Raw genomic sequence first — 24504 nt, forward strand, 5'->3', positions numbered from 1 at the left:
TTCAAATGAAATTAAGTATTATAATACCTGTATATAATACAGAAAAATACATAAAGCAGTGTATCGAAAGTGTAACAGCCATAAAAGATATTGAAACTGAAATAATAGCGGTAAATGACGGCTCTACTGACAGCTCAAAGGATATACTTGAAGAATATACTGAAAAGAATGATAGAATAAAAGTCATAACACAGAAAAATCAGGGGGCAAGTGCCGCCAGAAATACAGGAATTAAAGCCAGTACAGGAGACTATATATATTTTCTTGACAGTGATGACTGGATTGATACGGTTTCATTTGAGAAAATAATAAAAGAGCTTGAAAATGACTATAAAAATGGAGAAAAAATAGACATTGTAGTCGGAAAGGAAAAAGCTTACAGCGAATTTACAAAGGAAGAAGTTCTGGATGAGAGAATTCCGAGGGAACTTATTGGTAAAGTAGTGTCAGGGAAGGAATACATGATAAAGTCAATCAGGGGAAAATTCTGGAATGTAAGGCTTCCGATATATCTGTACAGCAGAAAACTTCTTACAGATAACGGTATTTATTTTCCGGCAGGCAGAAAGTCCAATGAAGATGAAGTGTTTTCGATAGATGTGTTCTATCATGCGGAAAAGCTTAAAATAACTGATGAAATATTCGGATATTACAGGGCTAGAAGCGGAAGTATAATGTCTGTACTGAATATAACCCATGCAGAAGATATTTTTGAAAATGCTAAGGAGCTTATTAAAAGATACAGAAATGAAAAGAACTCTGAAACAAAAGAAATAATATTTTACATGATAAAAAGATACTACAAAAGCTCAATGAGAAAATCTGTCCAGTGTGGAAGAAATGACGTATTTAAAAAAATATACCGTCAATTCAGGAAAGACTGCAAAGATTATCTTTTCAAGATAAAATCAAAAAAATTTGAGAATGTGGAACTGTATATATTGTACTATACAGGAGGAATATTTTACACAGGAGGAAATTTTCTGAAAAAAATCAGAAACAAGTTTAAAGTGAAAAGAGGATAAATGTATGACACAGATACCTAAAAGGCTTCATTATGTCTGGATAGGAAATGATGAAAAGCCTGAAATTTTTCACAAGTGTCTGAAATCATGGCAGGAGAAAATGCCGGATTATGAAATTGTTGAAATAAATGAAAAAAACTTTGATTTGGAAAAACATATAGAAAAAAATAGTTTCCTGAGGGAGTGCTATAAAAGAAATCTTTGGGCTTACATTGCTGATTATGTGAGAATACATTATTTATATGAACATGGCGGGATATATCTGGATACAGATATGGAAATAGTAAAGGATTTTTCTCCTCTGTTTGAAAATGAAAATGTAGAATTTTTCACAGGATACGAAAGTGATGACGGAATAGGAATGGGACTTTTCGGAGTGGCGGCTAAAAGTGAATTTCTGCAAAAAATGATAAATTTTTATGATAATGAAATATACGCAAGTCCTTTATTTACTTTACCTCAGATAACAAAGTATGTACTTAAAAGCTATTTTATGTGTGATTTTTCAAAAAATGAAATAAAAAATAATGAAAACGGAATATATATTTACAGAAAGGAATATTTCTATCCTTTCCTTCCTAATCAGAAATTCAGTGAAAGCATGATAAAGGAAGATACATATGCAATTCACTGGTGGCACCATTCATGGAAGGGAAGCAGACCGTTTTTATATCTGAAGACAAAACATCTTAAAGGAATAAAAAAATGTATAAAGAAAATAGGGATATATTTTCAGATAATAAGAGATGATTTTAGAAACAGGAAGGCAAAAAATAAAAATTAAGGGGAAATCCGATGAAATTATCAGTAGGGATAATAACATATAACGAAGAAAACAGAGTGGGAAAGACACTGGATTCTGTAAGGGAAATAGCGGATGAAATAATAGTTGTGGACAGTGAAAGTTCTGACAGGACAGTGGAAATTGCAAAGTCCAAAGGAGCAGAAGTTTTTGTTGAAAAATGGAAGGGGTACGGTCCACAGAAAAATTCGGTACTTGAAAAATGTAGCGGTGACTGGATTCTTTTAATAGATGCAGATGAAGTCATATCAGCAGAACTGAAGGAAAAAATAAGGGATATAATAAATGGAAATTCAGATTCTGATGTATATAAGATAAAATTGAGAAACATATGCTTTGGTAAGGAAATAAAGCATGGTGGCTGGGATGATTATGTAATCAGGCTCTGGAAAAAAGGAAAAGTCACAATAAGCGACAGGGAAGTTCATGAAAAATATGAAATAGCTGAAAATAGCAGAACAGGAAAAATAAATGAACTCATAATTCATTATACTTATGACAATATAGAGCAGTTTCTGGAAAAACTTAACAGATACACTTCCGAAAGTGCCACACAGTATATGAAGGAACACAAGAAATCAGGAATTGTAAAGATTTACTCAAAAATGCTGTTCAGATTTATAAGGATGTATATTCTGCAGCTTGGATTTCTTGACGGATATGAAGGATATCTTCTGGCAAAGTACAGCTCAATTTACACTATGACAAAATATACTAAATTAAGGGAGCAGTATTTTAAAACATTGGGAAAGGATACTTCCCTCATTGTTACAACATATAACTGGCCACAGGCGTTGGAAATATGTCTTAACAGTGTATTAAGACAGACTGCCCTTCCAAAGGAAATAATAGTGGCTGATGACGGTTCACGTGAGGAAACTGTAAATCTTGTCAAGAAAATAAAGGACAGTAATCCAAATGTGAAAATAATACATTCCTGGCAGGAAGATGACGGATTCAGGCTTTCAATGTCAAGAAACAAGGCGATAGCAAAAGCAACAGGAAAATATGTCATAATAATAGACGGAGATTTGATTCTGGAAAGACATTTTATACAGGATCATATTGAAAATATGGAAAAGGGATATTTTATCCAAGGTTCAAGAGTAATAATATCTGAAGAAGAATCTAAAAAAATATTGAAGGGGAAATTGCCTGAATTTCCAAAAGTGCTATTTGAAAAGGGATATAAAAATAAGGCAAATACAATAAGAAATAAGCTGCTTTCAAAAATTGTTACTAAAAAGGATAAAAAGCTTTCCGGAATAAGAGGGTGCAACATGTCCTTCTTTAGGGAAGATTTAGTAAAGGTAAACGGTTTTGAAGAAAAAATTCAGGGCTGGGGGCGTGAAGACAGTGAAATCGCAGTCAGACTTTTTAATAGTGGCATAGGTAAAAAGAAGCTTAAATTTGGCGGGCTGACTTATCATATCTACCATAAGGAAAATGATAGGAGCGGGTTAGCTGAAAATGATGAATTTTTAGCCAGAGTAATAAAAGAGGAGAAGAAAAAAGCAGAGAAAGGGCTGGATAGTCATGAATGATGTCAGTTTAGTAATAACAAGTTGTGGAAGGTTTGATTTGCTGGAAAGAACTTTAGACAGTTTTTTCAAGTATAACACTTATCCAATAAAAGAAGTGATAATAACCGAAGACAGTACAGAAGGAAAAAAACTGGAAAAGCTGGTCTCAAAATATAAGGATCAGAATTTTAAATTAATAGTGAATGAAACGAGAATAGGACAGATAAAGTCCATTGACAAGGCTTATAAGGAAGTAAAGACAGAATATGTATTTCACTGTGAGGATGACTGGGAATTTTTAAGAAAAGGATTTATAGAAAAATCCATGGATATGCTTAAAGAAGACCCTAAAATAGCAGTAGTTGGTTTAAGATCCAGGGAAGACTGCTCGGGAATTCCTATTTCCAAGGAAAACTACAAGGCATCCAATGGAGAGGAATACTTTGAAATACTGGAAGATGTATTTACATATAATCCGGGACTTAGAAGAAAGGATGTGTGTGACCTGTTCGGTTCCCATGAAAAGCTAGAAGGGAAACTGTGGGAGGCGGAACTGTCAAAATTTTACAAGGACAGGGGATTTAAAATGATTTCCTTTGTAAATCCCTTTGTGGAACATATAGGAAATAAAAGACATGTCCACTTCAGCAAAAGGGGAAAAAATAGCGTTCTTGATTTTAAAATAGACAGAATGGTGAAAAAAATAAGATATACATTTTTAAAATTATTTGGAAAAGTAAAATAAACTGCCGGGAAAGGATAAAATTATGGAGGAAGTTACTTTGGTAATAACAAGTTGCGGAAGATTCGACTTGCTTAAGAGGACTCTGGACAGTTTCTTTGAAAAAAACACTTATCCGATAAAAAAGATAATAATAACAGAAGACAGTACAGAAGGAAAGAAACTGGAAAATCTTATTTCTCAATATGAAAATAAATATAATTTCTGCCTGATAATAAACGAAACAAGGGAAGGTCAGCTGAAATCAATAGATAAGGCCTACAACGAAGTAGATACCGAATATATATTTCATTGTGAGGATGACTGGGAATTTTTGAAGGAAGGTTTCATAGAGAAATCAATGAAACTTCTTAAGGAAGACCCAAAACTGCTTACTGTGGGATTACGTAGCAAAAAGGACTTTAAGGAAGACTTTTTCATGAAGGAGGAGTATGTTTCAAAAGACGGAGAGAGATTTTATGAAGTAAATGAAGAAATCTATACATATAATCCGGGACTTAGAAGGAAATCTGACCATGATCTGTTTGGATCTCATGAAAAACTGAAGGATAAGCTTTATGAAATGGAGCTATCAAAATTTTATAAGGACAGAAATTACAGAACTATCTATTTTAAGGAAAAGTATGTGGAGCATATTGGAGACAAGAGACATGTACATTTCAGCAGAAAAGGAAAAAATAGTATCCTCGACTTTAAAATAGACAGAATGGTAAAAAAAATAAGATATACATTTTTAAAATTATTTGGAAAGGTAAAATAAAATGTACTTACTATTAGCAGGATTGGCTGCAGTTCTGATTTTTTTGTATTTTCATTATATATACAGGAAAAAATCAGTGGCCTGTCTTATGTATCATAATGTTTTCAATGAAAAAACTGAAGGAATAATATCAGAAGAAGAATTTGAAAAGCATATGGAATACATAAAAGACATGAAAACATATAAAATGGAAGAACTTGAAGAAATGAACTATATTCTTGATGAGAAAAGCATACTTGTCACTTTTGATGACGGATATAAAAATAACTATACTAAAGCTTTTCCAATCCTGAAGAAATACAATATAAAAGCTACAATTTTCCTCAATACAGCCTATATTGGAAATGACAGGGATTACCTGGACTGGGATGAAATAAAGGAAATGTATGAAAGCGGTCTTGTGGATTTTCAGCTTCATACACATTCCCATTATCCGACAATAAGAAAAGCTGAAATAAAAGGATTTTTTGAAAAGACGGAAGGGGATTTTGTAAAAAGGGAATATTTTTCTATTTTCAGGGAAGGCCTTTCAAAGAAGGAAAAGACTGAAATAAAGGATTTCAGGGATTTAGATTTTACAGGACTTCCTGTATTTAAAATAAGAAGCCAGATTTCCATAAAGGGTATGAAACTGAAGGAAGGATTTATGGATAAGTATAGGAAAATTGTAAATTCTGAAGAATTTAAAGAAAAATCTTCCAAAGAACAGAAAATATTTCTGAATAAACTGTTTAAGGAGCAGAAAAAGGAATTTTTTGAAGAAATTTCAGATGAGGAATTTGAAAAAAGAGTGGAGTTTGAAATAAGTGAAAATAAAAGGCTTATAGAGGAAAAATTAAATAAGAAAGCAGAATTTCTTTCATATCCATGGGGTCATGCCTATAAAGGAAATGTGGAGAAAATAAAAAAATTAGGAATAAAGTCCTTTGTGATGACTTCAGGAAATGCAAGTGGTGTAAAACTGAATCCTGAAAAAATTTACCGTATAAATGGCGACAGGATAAAGGACTATAATTTATTTGAAAAAAAATTGAAATCCGTGTACAATAAAGGATAGTAAATAGAGAAGGGATAAAACAATGAAAATACTGAAAAGTGAAGATTTCTTAATGGTAAAGAAGCTGAAGAAATATATAAAGAAATACTATTTGCTAATAGTACTTAATATGCTTTTAGCACTAGTTTCATCTGCTGTTTCAATTTCACCTCTTGGTCTTATAAAGAGACTGGTGGATGCAGGAATTTTAGGAAGTAATGAAAAAGATATACTTTATGCGGCAGGAGGAATGATCTGCCTTGCGGTAATAGGAGCAGTTTTAATTTATTGGAATGGAGTTCTTTCAGCAGTTATATCATCATCAATTTATAAAAATATAACTGATGATTTATACGTTAAAATACAATCACTTGATATGGAATATTTTTCCAGAACTAAAGTAGGGGAGTTAATGGTAAAAGTCTTAAATGACCCAAGTAATGTAAATTATCTAATAATAGAAAGTTTTAACATGTTTTCAGAAGCATTTAAAGCAATTTTCTGTTTAGCTGCGGCTTTTTATATTGATTGGAAGCTGACACTTGGAGTTTTAGTTGTTGCACCTATTTTAATCGTTACAGTGAAAAGATATTCAAAAAAATTAAAGATGTCAGGAAAAGCAAGACAGGAAGCAACAGGTACGTTAAATTCAAAATTACAGGAAACATTGTCTGGAATAAGGGTAATAAAAGCTTTTGCAATGGAAAAAGAAGAAGTAAGGGATTTTAAGAAAAAAAGTACTGAATTAAAGAAAGTGGCATTGAAAAGTGCCAGATATACATCGAAATCAAGTGCAATTTCAGAAGCCATTAACTATATAATGGTAGCAATGCTTCTTATGTTTGGAGGATTCAGGGTTCTGAGGGGAAATCATTTTACTACAGGAGACTTTATAACTATAGTAGGAGCGATTTCTTCAATGTATACTCCAGTCAAGAGAGCTATGAGCAGATACAATGAAATAAGCATGAACATCCCTTCAATAGGAAGAATATTTGAAATTCTGGATGTTGTTCCTGAAATAGCGGATGCGCCTGACTGTGTTAATTTTGAAGAATTTAGAAGTGATATAACATTTGAAAATGTTGATTTCCGTTATAAAGATAATGATGAAAAGATTCTGAAAAATATAAATCTGGTTGCAAAAAAGGGAGAAACAGTTGCTCTTGTAGGAAATTCAGGTGGAGGAAAGTCCACTTTAGTAAATCTTATACCGAGATTTTTTGATGTTGATGCAGGAATGATAACAATAGACGGAATAAATGTAAAAAACTATAAAATAAAGAGCCTGCGTAAAAAAATAGGAATTGTTCCACAGGAAACATTCCTATTTGGAGGAACAGTACTTGAAAATATAAAATATGGAAACCAAAAGGCTTCTGCTGAGGAAGTTATAGAAGCCGCAAAAAAAGCCAATGCACATGAATTTATAGAAAAACTTGAACAGGGATATGAAACTGAAATTGGGGAAAGAGGAGTAAAACTGTCAGGTGGTCAGAAACAGAGAATATCAATAGCAAGAGCAATACTTGAAAATCCTCAGATACTTATTCTGGATGAGGCTACAAGTGCCCTTGATAATGAATCTGAACAGCTTGTTCAGGATGCACTAGAAAAACTTATGAAGGGAAAAACAACTTTTGTTATTGCACACAGACTTTCTACAATAATAAACAGTGACAAGATAGTTGTTATTCAGCAGGGGGAAATTAAGGAAGTGGGAAGCCACGAAGAGTTACTTGATAAAGATGGTATATACAAATCGTTATACAATAAAAGTTTTAAAAATTAAAAATTCAGGAGGAAAATAGATGAAAAATGCAAAAAAGATATTATTATTTCTAGGGGCAATCTCACTGGTTGCATTTGGAAGTTTTAACATGACAGGAAATAAGTCAAATAAAAGTACAGTTGCTGAAAGCAAAGAAACAGAAACTGATAAAAAGGAAAATAAAAAAGCTGATGCAGTGGCAGTGGCAGTGGAAAATAACGGACAGGCACAAAATACACCGCAAACTCAGCCAGTAGTGGTTACACCACCTGTTGAAGGTGCGGCACAGGGGCAGCCTGCTGCAGATCCAAATGCACATAATAACAGCAAGCAGTCTCAAAAGAAGAGTAAAAAGACTCAGAAAGCAGTACAGTCAAATTCTCAGGTTAAGGAGAATGCTCCTGCAGAAGTAGCTCCAGTAAAGGAAACACCTAAGACAGAAACTAAGGTAGAAGCTCCTAAAAAGGTTGAAACAAAATCAGAGCCTGAGGCAAAAGAAAAATCTTCATCAAGTAGCAATAATAACTAGGTGAGGGAAAATGAGTAGAAATTACAAAGTTCAGACCAGGTTTTTATTTCATACAAACATAAAAATAAAAATACCTGAAGAATATTATTCAGAAACAGTTTTTGATGAGCTGTATGGTATACTTGAAGATGTAAATGAAAAATACAATTCCTACTCTGAAAATTCTTTTATTGACAGGATAAATAAAAATAGCGGAAATTTTGTAGAAGTAAATGAAGAAATGATTGAAATTCTTGAAAGGGTTGTTCATTTTTCAGATATGATGAATGGTGAGTATGACATTACAATAATGCCGTTAATAAAACTTTGGGGCTTTTATAAGAAATCAGATATTAGAATACCTGAAAAGAAAGAAATTGAAGAAACAGGTAAACTGATTGATTATAAAAAAATAGTAATTGACAGTGAAAGAAAAAGGGTGAAAATAGATGCCGGCCAGGAAATCATAACCGGCTCTTTCATCAAATCCTATGCCGTAGATAAACTGGTAAAGGAAATGAAAAGAAGAGGAATAGATGATGTAATTATAAATGCAGGAGGAAGTAGCATAGTGGCAGTTAATGAACTGGAAGATGATGCATGGATAGTTGGCGTTGAAAATCCTGAAAAGGAAAAAATATCAGAAAAAAGCATAGAAGGTTATGTAACTCAGATATTATTAGACAGCTATAAAGAAAAAAATGATGAAGATTTATTTGATATAAAAATTTCAGACGAATCCTATTCCACTTCAAATCAGGGAAATACCTTTGTAGAAATAGACAATCAGAAATATGGACATATACTGAGCCCAAAAACAGGCTATCCAGGAAAAAATAAACAAATAGGAATAGTTACGAAGGAAGCTTTTACAGGAGATATAATTTCTACGGGACTTTATAACCAGACTCCTGAAAAGTTTTTTGAAATACTGGCTAAGCTGAACAGGGAAATAAAGGTAGAAGGATACATGATAGATGAAAATGGAAAAATTCATTATTCAGAAGGATTTTTAAAATACGTTATAAATGAATAATGGAATATAAAACGGAGAGAAAAGGAATTAGTAAAATGAAAAATATAATAAGCGAAAAAATGAAAATCGAATCAATGAAACATGTTACTAAAAAAATAGGACTCACAACAATGAAGGATCCTGAGTTTTTTTATGTTCCGTTATCCCAACATATAGGACAGGTGGCGAAGGAAACAGTAAAAGTAGGTGATTATATACACCGTTACGAAAAAATAGGTGAAGTTTCCGGAAAAGTTTCTTCAATGGTACATTCACCTGTTTCCGGAAAAGTTACAGAAATCATAGAAAAGCCTGCTGCTAACGGAAAAAAAGTAAAAACGGTAGTAATAAAAAATGATTTTAAGTATAAGGAAATTGAAACTGAAAAAAGAAGAATAGAGGAAGTCGGAACATTCAGAAGGGATGAAATACTTGAAATTATAAAGGAAGCAGGTATTGTAGGAGAAGGAGGAGCCCAGTTTCCTACATATGTGAAATATGATATAGGATATAAAAAGATAGATACATTTATAGTAAACGGAGCTGAATGTGAGCCATACCTTACAGCAGACTACACAATAATGTCAAATTATGTGGAAGATTTGCTGGGAGGAATAAAAATTGCTGAAAAACTTCTAAGACCTAGGGAAGTTGTAATAGGTATAGAAGAGAAAAATATAGATATTGCAGAACATATTGAAGTTATTATTAAACAGAGCAGGCTGTTTAATGTAAAGATTCAGGTATTACCGACAGCATATCCTCAGGGAAGTGAGCTTCAGCTTATAAGAAGTGTTACAGGAAAGGAAATAAAGAAGAGTGAGATACCTGGAAATCATGGAATAATAGTAAGTAATGTCGGAACAGTAAAATCAATGTATGATGCCTTTACAGAAGGGAAACCTCTGGTTGAAAGAGTTGTAACTGTATCAGGGGAAAAAGTGAAAACAAAAGGAAACTATCTTTTAAAAGTAGGAACGCCTTTAAGTCATATAATAGAGCAGTTAAACCCTGAAGACAATGCAAAAATTGTATTTGGAGGACCGATGATGGGGGAAGAAGTTACTGAAACATCAACTCCTGTTGTAAAGGGAACATCAGGAATTTTATTTCTTTCTAAGGATATTGATTCAGTAAAGAGGGAAAACTGTATTTCATGCGGATATTGCGTAGATGTGTGTCCAATGGGACTGATGCCTATGAAATTTGCAGAAAGTTACAGAAAGGAACAGTATGAAAAACTTGTTACCGTATATCATCTGGATAACTGTATAGAATGCGGTGCTTGTGAGTATGTGTGTCCGTCAAGAGTACCTTTAATAAAGAGTATAAAGGAAGGAAAAGAAAAGCTTAGAGAAACGGGGGAAATGAAATAATGGAAAAAACAATGGAGAATACAATAATAAAACGTTACACTCCTCATATTAGAGTAAAGGACAGTGTTCCTAAGGTAATGGGAGATGTAATAATAGCATTACTGCCTGCTATACTTGCAAGTGGAGCAGTTTATGGACTTTATCCTCTGCTTGTTATTTTAACATCAGTAGTTTCAGCCGTAGTAACAGAGTTTTTATTTTCTGCAATATTTTTTAAGAAATACGATTCAATATTAAATTTATCGGCAGTAGTGACAGGAATACTGCTTGCACTGATGCTAGCCCCTTTCACACCTCTTTATGTGGTTGCATTTGGCGGTGCGATGGCTATAATATTTGGAAAGCTCATATACAGCGGACTTGGAAGAAACAGATTTAACCCTGCCATAGTTGGAAGGGAATTCATGACTGTATTTTTCAGTACAGTGATGGCTTCAGGTACAATTTGGTATAATGAGGAAGCGATGCAGGTAACAGGAGCAAAGCTGTTTGGATTTTTAGGAAATTTTTCATTTTTTAATAACCTTGATTCACTTATATTAAAATCATCAGGTGCAATTGGGGAATATTCAGTCCTTCTTCTAGTTCTTGGAGGAGTATATCTTATTTATAGGGACAGAATTTCCTGGCACATTCCTGTAACTTTATTTATTACAGTTTTTGTAGGAATGATGATTTCAAGATTTACAGGTATAAATGCAGGTATTTCATTAGGTGGACTTATGCTTTGTGGAATATACATGGCAACAGATATGCCTACAAGCTCGTCAACTCCACATGGGAAAATTTATTACGGAATCATGATGGGAATAGTAGTTTTTGTATTCTGGGTATTTAAAATCAGAAATGAAGCCCTTTCATATGCAATACTTGTCCTAAATGGATTTGTACCTATAATAAATGAAACTTTTACACCATTAATGTTTGGAGAAGATGCAGAAGAGGTTCAGGGAGAAAAGATAGGAAGAGGAGTAATATATGCTTTTGCAATAATAGGAGTTACTATACTGGTTTCACTTATTCATCGTTTTGGACTGATAAGATATCTTGTGTTTATCTATATAATTTATACAACAGTAATGTTAATACGCTCAAAAGAAATTCAGTAAATTTTATGATTATAATAGAATTTCCGGCATTCAAAATTTTCTGAAAAAATATGAATTGAGTCAAATAAAAAAATGGCTGTCTGAGCATAGCGAGTTTGTCATTTTTTGACTCAATGATTATTTTTGAAGGCAAAAAAATTTTGTAGCCGGTAGCGGGAGAATGAGGGTGGCATGAACCCTCATAAGTAAGGAGAAAAAAATGCAAAGTTTAAAGTTTTTGGATAAGATAGACAGAAATGCTTTAAAACTTGAAAGCAAAATATACCGGGGAGCAATTCCTTGGTTTTTGTTATGTTCGAATGAAAAAAAAATCGTATATGTTTCCACCTCCAACAGAAATCTTGAAAATTATTACAGTATGCTGGAAGGCTATTCGGGAGACATGGAAAAAGATCTTTCAATTTTTGAGAACACATCTTCAAATAAGGAAGATTTAACAGGAATAAACATAGAAATTCTTGATATATTAAAAAACAGATCTAATTTCATTCTATTTCTGAATTTACAGATTACACTTGACATATTTTTTGAAAAGGTAAATTTTCTCAATTTTAAAACAGGAAGTGAATATAAATTTTCAGAAATAGCAGATTTTTTAGTGGAAAATGGCTATGAACAGTCCTATATGGTTGAAAAGAAGGGTGAATTCAGCAGAAGGGGAGATATTCTTGATATTTTCCCGCCCAATATGGAAAATCCTATAAGATTTGAGTTTTTTGATGAAGAACTGGAAAGCATAAGGGAATTTGATGTGGACAGTCAGAGATCCCTGAGTAGACTTGAGGAAATAAAGATTTTTGGAAATATCCTGTCAGGAAATAACTATGAACTTGTTGAACTTATAGAAGAGCTGAGGGGGGATGATGTGATTATTGTCCTTGAAAATGAGGAACTGCTCAACTATAAGATGGAGGAATATATTTTAATCAATAGGGAAAAGGAAAATGTATATAGAAAAAGATTTGAAAATCTGAAAAAGAAGGGATCCATTATTGAAACTGTAAACTTTACTGAGGAACAGATGGAAACCTTTAAGGATAAGGAAAAGCTGAATAAACTGTCCAAAACTAAAAAAGTTCAGCTTTACACTAAAACTTATGCAAAAAAACTGGAAGATTACAGGGAAATATATAATAAAAAGCAGATAGATATTATAAATTATGAGCTGTTTGAAGGATTTATCGTCAAAGATACCTTTGTCCTTACTGACAGGGAACTTGACGGGTATATTTATGAGAAGAAAAGAAAAGTAAATAAAGGCATAAAATACAAGAAGGCAAATCAGATACTTGAAGATGACTATGTTATCCATGTCCAGTATGGAGTGGGAATTTACAAGGGAATACAGACTATGGACGGAACAGATTACCTGAAAATAAAGTATGCTGATGAGGATATCCTCTATATTCCTGTTGAAAAACTGAACAGGCTTGAAAAATATGTATCTTATGGTGAGGAGCCGAAACTTTATAAACTCGGGACAAGAGGGTTTAAAAGGAAAAGAAAGAAACTGGCTGAAGATATTGAAAAATTTGCTGCAGAACTTATTAAAATACAGGCTCAGAGACAGAGCCAGAACGGATTTGTATATCAGAAGGATACAGTCTGGCAGGAAGAATTTGAGGCACTGTTTCCATTTGAGGAAACTGAAGATCAGAAAAAGGCAATCAGGGATGTCAAGGAAGATATGGAAAGTCCTAGAATTATGGACAGAATTGTCTGCGGTGATGTAGGATATGGAAAAACTGAAGTTGCAATGAGGGCGGCCTTCAAGGCAATAGAAAATAATAAGCAGGTGGCACTTATAGCACCTACAACAGTACTTGCAGAACAGCATTATAAGAGGTTCTGCCAGAGATTTTCAGGGTATCCCATAACAATAGAAAATCTTTCAAGGCTTACCCAGGGAAAATCAAAGGAAATACTGAAAAATCTTAAAAAAGGCACAATAGATATGGTTATTGGTACACACAGGCTGTTAAGCGATGATGTGGAATTTAACAATATCGGGTTACTTATAATAGATGAAGAGCAGAAATTTGGAGTGAAGGCAAAGGAAACGTTAAAGAAGAAAAGACAGAAGCTGGATGTGCTCACACTTACAGCAACACCTATTCCAAGAACGTTAAATCTTGCGCTGCTTGGAATAAGGGAAATTTCAATAATAGACACTCCACCTGTTAACAGGCTTCCAATTATAACGGAAGTAATAAATGGAACAGATGATGAAATAAAAATAGCCATTCTGAAGGAACTGTCAAGAGATGGCCAGGTATTTTACATTTATAACGAAGTAAAGAATATGAAGTATAAGCTGGAAGAACTGAAAAAAATACTCCCAGATTTTGTAAAGATGGAATTTATACATGGCCAGCTGCCTCCAAAGGAAATAAAGGATAAACTGAAGAGGTTTGAGCAGGGGGAATTTGACATTCTTATGGCTTCAACTATAATTGAAAATGGTATTGATGTTGCAAATGCCAACACGATATTAATAGAAAACTTTACAGGGCTTGGACTTTCACAGGTATATCAGCTGAGGGGACGTGTAGGAAGAAGTGACAGGCAGGGATACTGCTATCTTCTGAAGACAGGAAGCATAACAAGCAAGGGTAAGAAGAAGGAAGAAAGCATGTACAAGGTGGAAGGAATCAAGTCGGGAGGATTCCAGATTTCACTGGAGGACATGAAAATAAGAGGAGCCGGGGAAATACTGGGGGATAGGCAGCATGGAACGATAGAAACCTTCGGATATGACCTTTACATAAAAATGCTTAATGAGGAAATACGTAAACAGAAGGGTGAATACAAGGAAAAAATTGAAAATGTGGAAATTATTCTGGATGAAAAGGGATATATTCCTGAAAAATATATCCAGAGGGAAGAAAGGCTTAATATCTACAAAAGGTTTGCAATGGCAGAAACCTATTCTGAACTGTCTGAGCTTGTAAAGGAAGTGAAGGACAGGTTTGGAAAAATACCGGAGGAAACTTTGAAGTTTATCCTCAGTGTAAAGTTCAAAATCTTTGCTGAACTCAATCATATCCATAAAATAGAGGAAAAACCTGAAACATTTGAACTTTACTTTGAAAAGGAAGGTATAAGAGAACTGATATCTGAAATGTCTAAAATTTTCAGATGGAGAGATATTTCAGAAAAGTATGACAGCCTTCTTATTAAGGAAAAGACAAAGATTTCAGAACAGTTTACTGTAAAGGAAGTGTCCAAAGAAGAATTACAGAAATATATTAGAAATATAGAAGAATAATATATGTTAAGCATGGTAAAATTATAAAATGTATGAAATAATTAAAAAATAATCTGAAAATCTGTTACTAAAAAACAAAAAATATGATAAAATACAGATACAAAGAAAGAAAATGGAGGATATAATGAAAAATAAAATTAAATTAGGAATAATAGCAGTAATGTGCACACTTGCATTAGCTTGTGGTGGAGGATCAAAACCATCAGGAAAGGTTCTTTTTGAATCACCTGACAAGAAAGTAAAAGTATATGAATCAGAAGTTAACAATGAAATACAGAAAAATCTGTTTTCTCAAGGGTTAAAAGAATCAGACATACCAAAAGATCAGCTTGAAGCAACAAGAAAAAACATAATCCAGAGTATAGCTATCACAAAGGCAATGGCACTGGAAGGTAAGGCAAAAAAACTTGACAGTGACAAAAAATATACAGAAAGTATAGAAATGGCAAAAGATAACATACTTGCCACACTTAATGTTGCCGATCAGGTAAACAAAGTAAATGTAACAGATGAAGAAGCTAAAAAATATTATGATGCAAATCCTGCGGCATTTACAAGAGCTGATGATGTTGTAAAACTTCAGTTGATTGGAATAACTTCAGGAGACCAGGCAAAAGCTGATGCTGCATTGAAGGAAGCTACAGCAAACCCAAATAACTTTGCTGAAGTTGTAAAAAAATATTCAGAAATACCAAATGCAGGAACAGGAGAAACAAACGACCTTCCTTTAACGGAACTTGCAAAAACACATGCTCCGGTAGCTGAAGCAGTAAAAGCCGCTCAAAAAGGACAGGTTATAAACAGTGTTATAAAAGTAAATAATGAATGGTATATTGTTAAAGTTCTTGACAAGGCACCTAAAGGACTTGTAGCATATGACAAAGTAAAAGATATGATAAAGAACCAGTTGAAAATACAGAAAAGACAGGAAGCAAATCAGAAATACGTTCAGGAAATTGCTGACAAATATAACATAAAATAATGAATATTTATGAGGACATATCACAGTCCTCATATTTCTGTTGCCGGCATACAGTAAAAATGCCGGAACGTTCAATTTCAACTATTAAAGGGAACAAATAAAATTACTGTTACAGGAGGCCTGTATGAAGTTTTTAAAATTTTTATTGGTTTTATTTTTACTGTTGCTTGTTGCGGCAACAGGTGGGGTAATTTTCTCCAATAAAATAGTCTATAATATGACTAAAACAAAAAGTTCAGAATTTGAAAATTTGAGATATTCAATAAAGAATAGTGAAATAATATTTGATAATTTTGTATTAAATGGAAAGGATCTTGGAAAGGGAAAGGCTAAAATTTCCTTTGTAAGAAGCGGTTTTCTTGGATTAAATTTAAAATCGGCATTATCTGACATGAAACTTGAAGATGTTGACCTGAAAAAAATTTATGACACTCCTGACAACCAGATAGATTCCTTTGTGGAAAAAATAGAAATTCCTGCAAACAGTGAAGCAATAAAGAAAACAACTGAGGAATTTGTAAAGGAAACAACAAAGGAACTGGAAAACGTAAGTACAGGAATTGACAACTTCATTAATACAGAAATCAGGGAAAATATCCTGAATACAAACAAAATTAAGACAGATTATAACAGTATAACAGATTTGAAAAGCAAGGCACAGAAAATAACTGAACTTGACAAGGAAATAAAACCTGTGACAAAGATGATAAATACTGAAAAACAGGATATTGAAAATTCAATATCTAAAATAGAAACTGAAAAAAGCTTAATGCTTGAAAATATATCACAGGAACTGAACAAGCTTGAAAAAGTAGTTTCCTTGAATGACATAAAAAATATGAATTCATATATCTTCATGGATAAGGGAAAAAATATAACGGCATCACTGAATAAATCTTTAAAAGCAGTTAATCTTATTAAGGAAATAAGAAATTTACCGCTGCAGATTTCAAATGTGGACATAAATAACGGAACTATTGTATTTAACGGTCTTAATGGTAAAAATACAGTTTCAGGTGAAATAAAGCTTGAAGGTGTTCCTGAGAAAGCAGCTGTAAAATCGGCACAGGACGGCTATGATATAACTTATAGGGAAGATAAGCTTACAATGCAGACATCTTTTGATAAAAACATAGTTTCTGTCATAGAATATCTGAAGGATGATATACTTGAAGGTAAAGTAATAAAACTTGTTTCAAGATTAACTTCAGAAAACAATAATTTCCAGAATATAAATGAAACAGTCCTTTCAGATGAGGAAAAAACTTTACTTACTGAAAAGATAAATACTTTACAGCAGACACGTTATCAGGAAATAATGACAAAATATGATGAACAGATAAAAAGCATCGATACTCTTATAACAGCAGTTTATGAGAAGAAAAGTAAGCTTGATCAGATTCAGAGGGAAATGATTTCCTTGAATACAATAATAAATCTGCCTGAAGTTCCTGCCCAGACAGGAAATGCCACTGGAGAAAATACAGTAAATCCAGCTAATCCTGCAAATAATGAGGGAAATGGAAACAATTCAGGAACTCAGACAAATAATAACAATAATAGTAACAGCAATAATGCCCAGCCAAATAATCAGCAGCAGGACAGCACTAAAAATGCCATAAATGATGCGGCAGGGAAATTAAAGGAAATGTTTGATAAAAAAGATAATAAGAAATAGAAGGTTGCAATATGAGACTTGATAAATTTTTAAAAATTACAAGAATAATAAAAAGAAGAACAGTTGCCAAGGAACTGGCAGATAATGGAAACATATCAGTAAACGGCGAAGAAAAGAAATCTTCCTACAGTGTAAAGAAGGGGGATATTCTGGATATAAAGTATTTCAATAAAAATATAAAGGTCAGAATTAAGGAACTTCCGCCTGAAAATTTAAAGAAAGACTTTATTGATGAGTTTATTGAAATTATAAATTAAAAATTGTGAATTTTTTTAATTTGAAGCTAATTTCCATAAAGAGATAATTGGTGTTATTTTTCAAACGATTAAGTATAATGTTTTTTAAAATAATTAATATGTTTTAAATAAATAAAGAGAGAAAAATGGAAAAAAACGTTTTTCTCTCTTGTTTTTTAAAATAAATAAGGTATAATGATAATAGAACAGTAGACTATATATGTAAGGAGAAGCGTATGAAAATAACAGACATTAGACTAAGACTCGGAAAAGGCTCAGAAGAAGGCGGAAAGTTAAAAGCATATGTAGACATTACGTTTGATGACAGTTTTGTCATTCATGGTTTAAAAGTCATTGAAGGACAAAATGGACTATTTGTTGCCATGCCATCAAGAAGAATGCCTAATGGCGAATTTAAAGATATCGCTCATCCGATCACTCCTGAACTCAGATCAGAACTAACAAAAGAGATACTGGAAGCATATGAAAAAGAAAATGTTGTAGCCGAATAAATAAAATCTAATAAATTTTATTTGCTATTTAAAAAAAGGACTTTTCATAATAGATAGAAGTTTATCCATTTGGAATAGTCCTTTTTTTTGTTAAATATTTAACTAGTTATAAATCACTTATAATAATCTTCTTATCTGTAATAATTTTAGGATATTTTTCGTTTTCTGAATGGCAGATACATCAGAAACATTATGAACAGCATTGAAGATATCAGTATGACAATATAAAGTTCAAACGGCTTTATAAAACTGACCAAATCAGCTATGTATGCTTTCAGGAACATTGCATTTACAGGGAAAATTGTATTGTATATTGCGGCGTAGACAAACAGCATAATTAAAACTATGCAGGATAATATATAATTTTTAAAATCTATTTTATCCTTCAGATAAATAAATCCATAGAAAACAGCCACAAATTCCAGTGCATGCATAATCATGAAGACATATACGTAAAACGGATGATAATAAACAACGACTCCCGGTAAAACAAGTGCAAATGCCGCACCAAAACTTAAAAAGTAAGCCAGGTTAAATAAAAAACGGGTTTTGTATATTAAATACAGTCCTGCGGCAATTGCGGCAAAATTACATAAATGTATTGGAATTACATTATACACAGGTTCATGTTCCTGTGTAACCCTGTATACAGAATCAAGTATTTTAAATCCTAAAATAAAAAATCCTAAAAAAGTTCCATAATTTCTTAAATTGATTTTCTTAAATAATTTTGGAATTAACAGCAGTAAAATGCTGAATAATATCGATGCAATAAAAGTATGTATGTGAATTTGGCTAAAATAATAAAATTTCACAGCTCCTGGTTCCAAAATACACCTCCATAAATATAAATTTTTTCATATTATAGCATTTTGCCAATTAAAAAACAATTATAATGGAAACTAAAAAACTCCGATACTTATCAGAAGCATAATTAATCTGAAAAGTGTACGGAGTTTTGTTATGTTATTTAAATTTTTTTACATTGATTAGAAACCGAATGAATATCCTACACCAAGAGTAAGAGTTCCATGGTTAAGAGTGAATTTATCTTCATATCTGTAAGGTGCGTCATAACCAGTTCTGTCCACTCTTATTCTGTTCCAGTTGTAAGAAAGGTCAGCTACAAAGTTTTTGTATTGTATACCTGCTCCTAATCCGGAATAAAGTCCACCTTTGAATTTAGCATCTCCATAAAAAGCTGAAGAATTGTGCCATTTTAAGCTTCCTGAGTTGAAAGCGTATCCAAGGTTTGCTTTAATGTAAGGTGTAACTTCAGATGCATTTTTAAAGTTGTATCTTGCAGTGAAGTACACAGGAACTGAGTTCAATCCTTTGTGCTGATAGTATCCGTTACCGTCCAGTTTATTGTGTTTGTAAGAGATTCCTCCTCCTAATTCAAAACCTTCAGCAACAGGTGTTCTGTATTCAGCAGAAAGTTCGATTCCTTTCTTTATTGCTTTTTTCTCAAGGTTTGCCCCACTAGAGAATCCTCCATGGAATTTACCGCTGTTTGATAAATCTCCACCAACTCTAACTTCCACAACTTGCGCCATAGCAACTGTACTCAATAGAGCTCCTAACAGTAATAATTTTTTCATGTTAAATACCTCCATAAGAATAAATTTTTAAATTATGATTCCTCAAGATTAATATACCTCATTTAAATAAAAAAATCAAGAACAAAAACAAAAATGTAGTTTGTAAAAAATGCTTCTATCGTGTATAATATAGTATAAAACGGAAGAAAAAAATAAAAATAATTTTAAAAATATTAAAGTAAAAATCAGGAGGACAGACTATGAATAGGAAAAGAATCAGAAAAGCTGTAATTCCGGCGGCGGGATTAGGAACAAGAGTTTTACCTGCAACAAAGGCGCAGCCTAAGGAAATGCTTGTCATAGTAGACAAGCCTGCATTACAGTATCTGGTTGAAGAGCTTGTAGAATCTGGAATTGAAGAAATACTTATTGTAACAGGAAGAAACAAGGAATCGATAGAAAATCATTTTGATTATTCATATGAGCTTGAAAAAACTTTGGAGGAAAAAGGGAAAATTGAGTTACTGAAGGTAGTGAATAACATATCTAAATTATCAAATATATATTATGTGAGACAGAAAAATCCTTTAGGATTAGGCCATGCAATAGGATGTGCAGAGGCATTTGTAGGGGATGAACCTTTTGTAGTGCTTCTGGGGGATGACATTATCTATACTGATGAAGCAAAAGGTGAAATACCTGTAACAAAACAGCTTATCAATAAATACAACGAACTGAATGGTGGAACAATACTGGGAGTGCAGGAAGTTCCTGAAAAGGAAGTAGATAAATACGGGATAATCGATCCTTTAAGTAAAGTAGATGATAAAACTGTAGAAGTGGAAAACTTTGTGGAAAAACCGTCAGTGGAAGAAGCTCCAAGCAGACTTGCCGCACTTGGAAGATATGTACTGGAACCTGAAATATTTGGATATCTGAAGGAAACAAAACCAGGAAAAGGTGGAGAAATACAGCTTACAGATGCCATACTTAAAATGAAGAATTCAGGGAATAAGCTGTATGCATATAATTTTGACGGATTGAGATATGATACAGGAGATAAGTTAGGAATGTTTATAGCAAATGTGGAATTTGGGCTGAGACATCCTGAGTTGAAGGATAAAGCGAAGGAATATCTGAAAAAATTAATTGAAAAAATATAGGAATGGTATCAGGAGATTCATTCTTTATTAAAACAAATGTAATATTTTGATTCTTAATAGTGTTGTAAATAACATAAAAAAATGATATAATAAAACAATTATAATTTAGAATAGTTTCTCTTGAAAAGAGGCGTTTATGGGATTAAAAAAAAAGAATGGGATAAAGATATTTTATATATTGATTTTATTTGTACTTTATAGTTTTCTGCTAAAAAAATATGACTATACGATAAAGTATTTAACAAACTTCTTATTCATAATCTTTATATTTGTAAATTTTGTTTTTGGACAGCTGGATTTTTATGCAGAAAGATTCAGATTAAAGGATGTATTTATAAATTTTGGTATAGACTTTGTCTTTTCTACCATAATATTTCTGTTTTTGAAGGATTGGGATATATTTTTAATTTTTTTGGTAATCTTTTTATTTCAGACTATATTTAGAAGATTGACGTGCTTAAAATATATAAAGAAAAACAATGTCCTCATATTTGGTTCAAACCATATTGTGAACAATGTTCAGGAAGATTTACTCAATGATCTGGACTATAACTATGTCGGATATATTTCCAATAATAAAAGCAGGGCAACTAAATATCTTCTTGGCAGATATGATGAAATGGAAAAAATTATAGAGGAAAAGAAAATAAACATGCTGGTAATAGTTAAAGATATAAAGGATCCGTCGTTTGCAGTTTATCTGAAAAGGCTGTTTGATTTGAAAATAAACGGACTGAAGGTATTAAGCTATAAGGAATTTAACGAAAGTATCCAGAAAAAAATAGATATTGACCAGATTAATGAAGAATGGCTGCTTGAATCTAATGGCTTTGATATATTGAATAATGAAAGTCAGAGAAATATAAAAAGAGGACTTGATTTAATAATTGCGGCTATACTGATGTTTCTTGCTAGTCCTATTGCCTTGATTGCGGCAATAATAATAAAAATTGAATCTAGAGGTCCTATTATATTTAAACAGGTACGTATAGGAGAAAATGGTAAGAAATTTAAAATATATAAATTCAGAAGTATGAAAATACATGATGAAAAAAAGTATCCTAAATACACTTTAGACAATGATGACAGAATAACAAGATTTGGGAAAATTATGAGAAAAACAAGAATTGATGAACTTCCTCAGCTTTTCTGCATCATGAAGGGGACAATGAGCTTTGTCGGTCCAAGACCTGAATGGGATCTTCTTGTGGAGGAATACAAGGAAAAGATACCTTACTATAACCTTAGACATATGATAAAACCAGGAATAACAGGATGGGCACAAGTTATGTATCCCTATGGCGAGAGTGTGGAAGATGCAAAAAGAAAACTGGAGTATGACCTGTACTATTTAAAACATCAGGATTTAATACTGGATGTACTGACTATAATGAAGACTGCTAAAACAGTTATCTTTGGTAAGGGAAAATAGGAATAAGTAAATTTAAAATATCAGGAGGAATTATGAAGGGGATTATTCTTGCAGGAGGAAAAGGGACAAGACTTTATCCTCTCACAATGTCAATTTCAAAACAGATTTTGCCTGTGTATGATAAACCGATGATTTATTATCCTTTATCAGTACTTATGCTGGCAAATATAAGGGAAATACTTATAATTTCAACAGAAAGGGATTTGCCGGTTTTTAAGGAATTGCTTAAGGATGGGAGTGAGCTTGGATTAAAATTGGAATATAAAGTTCAGGAAAAACCAAACGGTCTTGCAGAAGCCTTCATAATAGGGGAAGAATTTATAGGAGATGACAATGTAGCCCTTATACTGGGGGATAATATATTTTATGGAAGTGGATTTACAGGGCTTTTGGAGGAAATGTCAAAGATTGAAGACGGAGCAGCGATATTTGGATATCCTGTAAAAGATCCTAGAGCCTATGGAGTAGTTGAATTTGATGAAACCGGAAAGGCAATTTCACTTGAGGAAAAACCTGAAAATCCTAAATCAAATTACGCAATACCGGGATTATATTTCTATGACAATACAGTTGTGGAAAAGGCTAAAAATGTAAAACCTTCAGCAAGAGGGGAAATAGAAATAACAACTGTTAACGAAATATATCTTTCTGAAGGAAAATTAAATGTAAAAAATTTAGGAAGAGGAATTATCTGGTTTGATACAGGAACGCATGAAGCGTTACTGGAAGCTTCCAATTATGTCGAAGCCATCCAGAAAAGACAAGGTTTCTATATTGCATGCCTTGAAGAAATCGCCTATAAAAAGGGTTGGATTAATGAAAAAGATATAGAGAAAAAGATAGAAGGAACAAAAATGAATGATTATCAGAAATATTTATCATTGTTAATAAAAAAATAAATATAAATAAGGAGAAAATAATGATTTCAGTAGTGATAATGGCAGGGGGAAAAGGAGAAAGATTCTGGCCTAAAAGTAGGATAAATTCACCAAAACAATTTTTATCTTTAACTGATGATGGGAAATCTATGATTCAGCATACAGTAGAAAGATTAAAAGATATAGTTGAATTTGAAAATATTTACGTTGTTACAAATGAACTGTATAAAGGTCTGGTAAATGAACATATACCAGAAATTCCTAAAGAAAATATAATTGTAGAACCTGTAGCAAAAAATACGGCTCCTTGTATAGGGTTGGCGGCAATTCATATTGCAAAGAAGGATCCTGAGTCTAAAATGATAGTTCTACCGGCGGATCATTTGATAAAATTTAACGAAATATTTACAGATACTTTAAGAACAGCTTTAGATGTAGTTGAAAATGGAGATAATCTGGCAACAATAGGAATTACACCTAATTATCCAGAAACAGGATATGGATATATCAATTTTAAAAGGGGAGATTCTTTACCAAATATAAAAAATGTATATGAAGTGCTAAAATTTGAAGAAAAACCTAATATTGAAAAGGCAAAAGAATATCTGGCATCAGGACAGTATTTATGGAATAGTGGAATGTTTATATGGAAAGCATCTACTATCTTAAAATGCTTTAAGGAGTTTCTACCTGAAATATATAGTGGATTACAAGTAATTGCAACTTCAATAGGGACAAATGATTATGAAAAAGTATTGAAAGAAGAATTTGTAAAATTGCCATCAGAATCAATAGACTATGGAGTTATGGAAAAAGCGGAAAATATATATGTAATTCCAGGAAACTTTGGATGGGATGATGTTGGAAGCTGGTTGTCAATAGAAAGAATTAAGAAAAGTAATCAGGATGGAAATGTCATAAATGGAAATGTTATAAGCATAAAAACTAAGAATACTGTAGTTCAGGGAGGAAAAAAGCTGATAGCTACAATAGGATTGGAAGATATGATTATAGTGGACACTGAAGATGCAATTTTAATCTGTAATAAAGATAATACACAGGAAGTAAAAGAAGTAATTAATAATTTGAAAATATGTAATAGAACAGAGTATCTGTAAATTTAAAATTTTTGATAAAATGAGGTGAA

At 32.5% G+C, this 24504-nt stretch carries 22 protein-coding genes; 20 read left to right on the forward strand and 2 right to left on the reverse strand.

Annotation, left to right across the window (positions count from 1 at the left end):
* Positions 1-5 precede the first annotated feature (5 nt).
* The 16 genes from HMPREF1984_RS10420 (at position 6) to spoVG (ending at position 18343) form a co-directional block, all read left to right on the forward strand.
* Positions 6-1025, forward strand: coding sequence for a glycosyltransferase (locus tag HMPREF1984_RS10420; protein WP_021767968.1), 1020 nt, complete (start codon positions 6-8; stop codon positions 1023-1025).
* Between the two features lie 4 nt (positions 1026-1029).
* Entirely contained in the window at positions 1030-1809 is a 780-nt protein-coding gene (locus HMPREF1984_RS10425; RefSeq protein WP_021767969.1) for a glycosyltransferase family 32 protein, read from the forward strand.
* Between the two features lie 11 nt (positions 1810-1820).
* A complete protein-coding gene (locus tag HMPREF1984_RS10430; RefSeq protein ID WP_021767970.1) occupies positions 1821-3371 on the forward strand; it encodes a glycosyltransferase in 1551 nt (516 codons plus the stop codon).
* Positions 3364-4095 carry a glycosyltransferase gene (locus HMPREF1984_RS10435; protein ID WP_021767971.1) on the forward strand — a complete coding sequence of 244 codons (732 nt, stop codon included), beginning with the start codon at positions 3364-3366 and terminating at the stop codon, positions 4093-4095. Before HMPREF1984_RS10430 ends, HMPREF1984_RS10435 begins: the two co-directional genes overlap by 8 nt.
* A 37-nt stretch (positions 4096-4132) precedes the next feature.
* Entirely contained in the window at positions 4133-4852 is a 720-nt protein-coding gene (locus HMPREF1984_RS10440) for a glycosyltransferase (protein ID WP_232219710.1), read from the forward strand.
* Between the two features lies 1 nt (position 4853).
* The gene (locus HMPREF1984_RS10445) at positions 4854-5909 is read left to right on the forward strand and encodes a polysaccharide deacetylase family protein (RefSeq protein ID WP_021767973.1); all 1056 of its coding nucleotides are present in this window, start codon (positions 4854-4856) and stop codon (positions 5907-5909) included.
* Between the two features lie 22 nt (positions 5910-5931).
* Entirely contained in the window at positions 5932-7680 is a 1749-nt protein-coding gene (locus tag HMPREF1984_RS10450; protein WP_021767974.1) for an ABC transporter ATP-binding protein, read from the forward strand.
* 19 nt (positions 7681-7699) lie between these two features.
* Positions 7700-8188, forward strand: coding sequence for a hypothetical protein (locus HMPREF1984_RS10455; protein ID WP_021767975.1), 489 nt, complete (start codon positions 7700-7702; stop codon positions 8186-8188).
* A gap of 10 nt (positions 8189-8198) precedes the next feature.
* Positions 8199-9203 (forward strand): FAD:protein FMN transferase, encoded by a 1005-nt coding sequence (locus HMPREF1984_RS10460; RefSeq protein WP_021767976.1) that lies wholly within the window; start codon positions 8199-8201, stop codon positions 9201-9203.
* A 35-nt stretch (positions 9204-9238) separates the two neighbouring features.
* On the forward strand, positions 9239-10558 hold the full coding sequence (rsxC, locus tag HMPREF1984_RS10465) for an electron transport complex subunit RsxC (protein WP_051314519.1): 1320 nt from the start codon (positions 9239-9241) through the stop codon (positions 10556-10558).
* Positions 10558-11667: an RnfABCDGE type electron transport complex subunit D gene (locus HMPREF1984_RS10470; protein WP_021767978.1), complete on the forward strand. Its 1110-nt coding sequence runs from the start codon at positions 10558-10560 to the stop codon at positions 11665-11667. Before rsxC ends, HMPREF1984_RS10470 begins: the two co-directional genes overlap by 1 nt.
* 199 nt (positions 11668-11866) lie before the next feature.
* Positions 11867-14935, forward strand: coding sequence for a DEAD/DEAH box helicase (locus HMPREF1984_RS10475; RefSeq protein WP_021767979.1), 3069 nt, complete (start codon positions 11867-11869; stop codon positions 14933-14935).
* 124 nt (positions 14936-15059) lie between these two features.
* Positions 15060-15917: a peptidyl-prolyl cis-trans isomerase gene (locus tag HMPREF1984_RS10480; RefSeq protein WP_036100618.1), complete on the forward strand. Its 858-nt coding sequence runs from the start codon at positions 15060-15062 to the stop codon at positions 15915-15917.
* Positions 15918-16041: 124 nt separating this feature from the next.
* The gene (locus HMPREF1984_RS10485) at positions 16042-17595 is read left to right on the forward strand and encodes a hypothetical protein (RefSeq protein ID WP_021767981.1); all 1554 of its coding nucleotides are present in this window, start codon (positions 16042-16044) and stop codon (positions 17593-17595) included.
* Positions 17596-17606: 11 nt separating this feature from the next.
* Positions 17607-17852 carry an RNA-binding S4 domain-containing protein gene (locus HMPREF1984_RS10490; protein ID WP_021767982.1) on the forward strand — a complete coding sequence of 82 codons (246 nt, stop codon included), beginning with the start codon at positions 17607-17609 and terminating at the stop codon, positions 17850-17852.
* Between the two features lie 215 nt (positions 17853-18067).
* Entirely contained in the window at positions 18068-18343 is a 276-nt protein-coding gene (spoVG, locus tag HMPREF1984_RS10495) for a septation regulator SpoVG (protein WP_021767983.1), read from the forward strand.
* Positions 18344-18489: 146 nt separating this feature from the next.
* Here the strand turns inward: spoVG and HMPREF1984_RS10500 are convergent, their stop codons facing one another.
* Together HMPREF1984_RS10500 and HMPREF1984_RS10505 are read right to left on the reverse strand one after the other, a co-directional pair.
* Positions 18490-19173, reverse strand: coding sequence for a TIGR02206 family membrane protein (locus HMPREF1984_RS10500; protein WP_021767984.1), 684 nt, complete (start codon positions 19171-19173; stop codon positions 18490-18492).
* Between the two features lie 159 nt (positions 19174-19332).
* Positions 19333-19944 (reverse strand): outer membrane beta-barrel protein, encoded by a 612-nt coding sequence (locus tag HMPREF1984_RS10505; protein WP_036100620.1) that lies wholly within the window; start codon positions 19942-19944, stop codon positions 19333-19335.
* A 200-nt stretch (positions 19945-20144) separates the two neighbouring features.
* Between HMPREF1984_RS10505 and galU the strand changes: the two genes are divergently transcribed.
* The 4 genes from galU to HMPREF1984_RS10525 all read left to right on the forward strand — a co-directional run bounded on the left by galU (position 20145) and on the right by HMPREF1984_RS10525 (position 24475).
* A complete protein-coding gene (gene galU, locus HMPREF1984_RS10510) occupies positions 20145-21047 on the forward strand; it encodes a UTP--glucose-1-phosphate uridylyltransferase GalU (protein WP_021767986.1) in 903 nt (300 codons plus the stop codon).
* 136 nt (positions 21048-21183) lie between these two features.
* A complete protein-coding gene (locus tag HMPREF1984_RS10515; RefSeq protein WP_021767987.1) occupies positions 21184-22479 on the forward strand; it encodes a sugar transferase in 1296 nt (431 codons plus the stop codon).
* Positions 22480-22511: 32 nt separating this feature from the next.
* Positions 22512-23378 carry a glucose-1-phosphate thymidylyltransferase RfbA gene (gene rfbA / locus HMPREF1984_RS10520; protein ID WP_021767988.1) on the forward strand — a complete coding sequence of 289 codons (867 nt, stop codon included), beginning with the start codon at positions 22512-22514 and terminating at the stop codon, positions 23376-23378.
* 20 nt (positions 23379-23398) lie between these two features.
* Positions 23399-24475, forward strand: coding sequence for a mannose-1-phosphate guanylyltransferase (locus HMPREF1984_RS10525; protein ID WP_021767989.1), 1077 nt, complete (start codon positions 23399-23401; stop codon positions 24473-24475).
* Positions 24476-24504: the final 29 nt, after the last annotated feature.

Source organism: Leptotrichia sp. oral taxon 215 str. W9775 (assembly GCF_000469505.1).
Classification (GTDB): domain Bacteria; phylum Fusobacteriota; class Fusobacteriia; order Fusobacteriales; family Leptotrichiaceae; genus Leptotrichia_A.

What these genes read in the sequence shown, in the direction of transcription:
- HMPREF1984_RS10515 (WP_021767987.1), top strand. Translation starts at nt 21,184, where the DNA reads ATGGGATTAAAAAAAAAGAATGGGATAAAGATATTTTATATATTGATT.
- HMPREF1984_RS10455 (WP_021767975.1), top strand. Translation starts at nt 7,700, where the DNA reads ATGAAAAATGCAAAAAAGATATTATTATTTCTAGGGGCAATCTCACTG.
- HMPREF1984_RS10420 (WP_021767968.1), top strand. Translation starts at nt 6, where the DNA reads ATGAAATTAAGTATTATAATACCTGTATATAATACAGAAAAATACATA.
- HMPREF1984_RS10450 (WP_021767974.1), top strand. Translation starts at nt 5,932, where the DNA reads ATGAAAATACTGAAAAGTGAAGATTTCTTAATGGTAAAGAAGCTGAAG.
- HMPREF1984_RS10480 (WP_036100618.1), top strand. Translation starts at nt 15,060, where the DNA reads ATGAAAAATAAAATTAAATTAGGAATAATAGCAGTAATGTGCACACTT.
- HMPREF1984_RS10445 (WP_021767973.1), top strand. Translation starts at nt 4,854, where the DNA reads ATGTACTTACTATTAGCAGGATTGGCTGCAGTTCTGATTTTTTTGTAT.
- spoVG (WP_021767983.1), top strand. Translation starts at nt 18,068, where the DNA reads ATGAAAATAACAGACATTAGACTAAGACTCGGAAAAGGCTCAGAAGAA.
- HMPREF1984_RS10425 (WP_021767969.1), top strand. Translation starts at nt 1,030, where the DNA reads ATGACACAGATACCTAAAAGGCTTCATTATGTCTGGATAGGAAATGAT.
- rfbA (WP_021767988.1), top strand. Translation starts at nt 22,512, where the DNA reads ATGAAGGGGATTATTCTTGCAGGAGGAAAAGGGACAAGACTTTATCCT.
- HMPREF1984_RS10460 (WP_021767976.1), top strand. Translation starts at nt 8,199, where the DNA reads ATGAGTAGAAATTACAAAGTTCAGACCAGGTTTTTATTTCATACAAAC.
- HMPREF1984_RS10505 (WP_036100620.1), bottom strand. Translation starts at nt 19,944, where the DNA reads ATGAAAAAATTATTACTGTTAGGAGCTCTATTGAGTACAGTTGCTATG.
- HMPREF1984_RS10485 (WP_021767981.1), top strand. Translation starts at nt 16,042, where the DNA reads ATGAAGTTTTTAAAATTTTTATTGGTTTTATTTTTACTGTTGCTTGTT.
- HMPREF1984_RS10430 (WP_021767970.1), top strand. Translation starts at nt 1,821, where the DNA reads ATGAAATTATCAGTAGGGATAATAACATATAACGAAGAAAACAGAGTG.
- galU (WP_021767986.1), top strand. Translation starts at nt 20,145, where the DNA reads ATGAATAGGAAAAGAATCAGAAAAGCTGTAATTCCGGCGGCGGGATTA.
- HMPREF1984_RS10435 (WP_021767971.1), top strand. Translation starts at nt 3,364, where the DNA reads ATGAATGATGTCAGTTTAGTAATAACAAGTTGTGGAAGGTTTGATTTG.
- rsxC (WP_051314519.1), top strand. Translation starts at nt 9,239, where the DNA reads ATGAAAAATATAATAAGCGAAAAAATGAAAATCGAATCAATGAAACAT.
- HMPREF1984_RS10490 (WP_021767982.1), top strand. Translation starts at nt 17,607, where the DNA reads ATGAGACTTGATAAATTTTTAAAAATTACAAGAATAATAAAAAGAAGA.
- HMPREF1984_RS10470 (WP_021767978.1), top strand. Translation starts at nt 10,558, where the DNA reads ATGGAAAAAACAATGGAGAATACAATAATAAAACGTTACACTCCTCAT.
- HMPREF1984_RS10475 (WP_021767979.1), top strand. Translation starts at nt 11,867, where the DNA reads ATGCAAAGTTTAAAGTTTTTGGATAAGATAGACAGAAATGCTTTAAAA.
- HMPREF1984_RS10525 (WP_021767989.1), top strand. Translation starts at nt 23,399, where the DNA reads ATGATTTCAGTAGTGATAATGGCAGGGGGAAAAGGAGAAAGATTCTGG.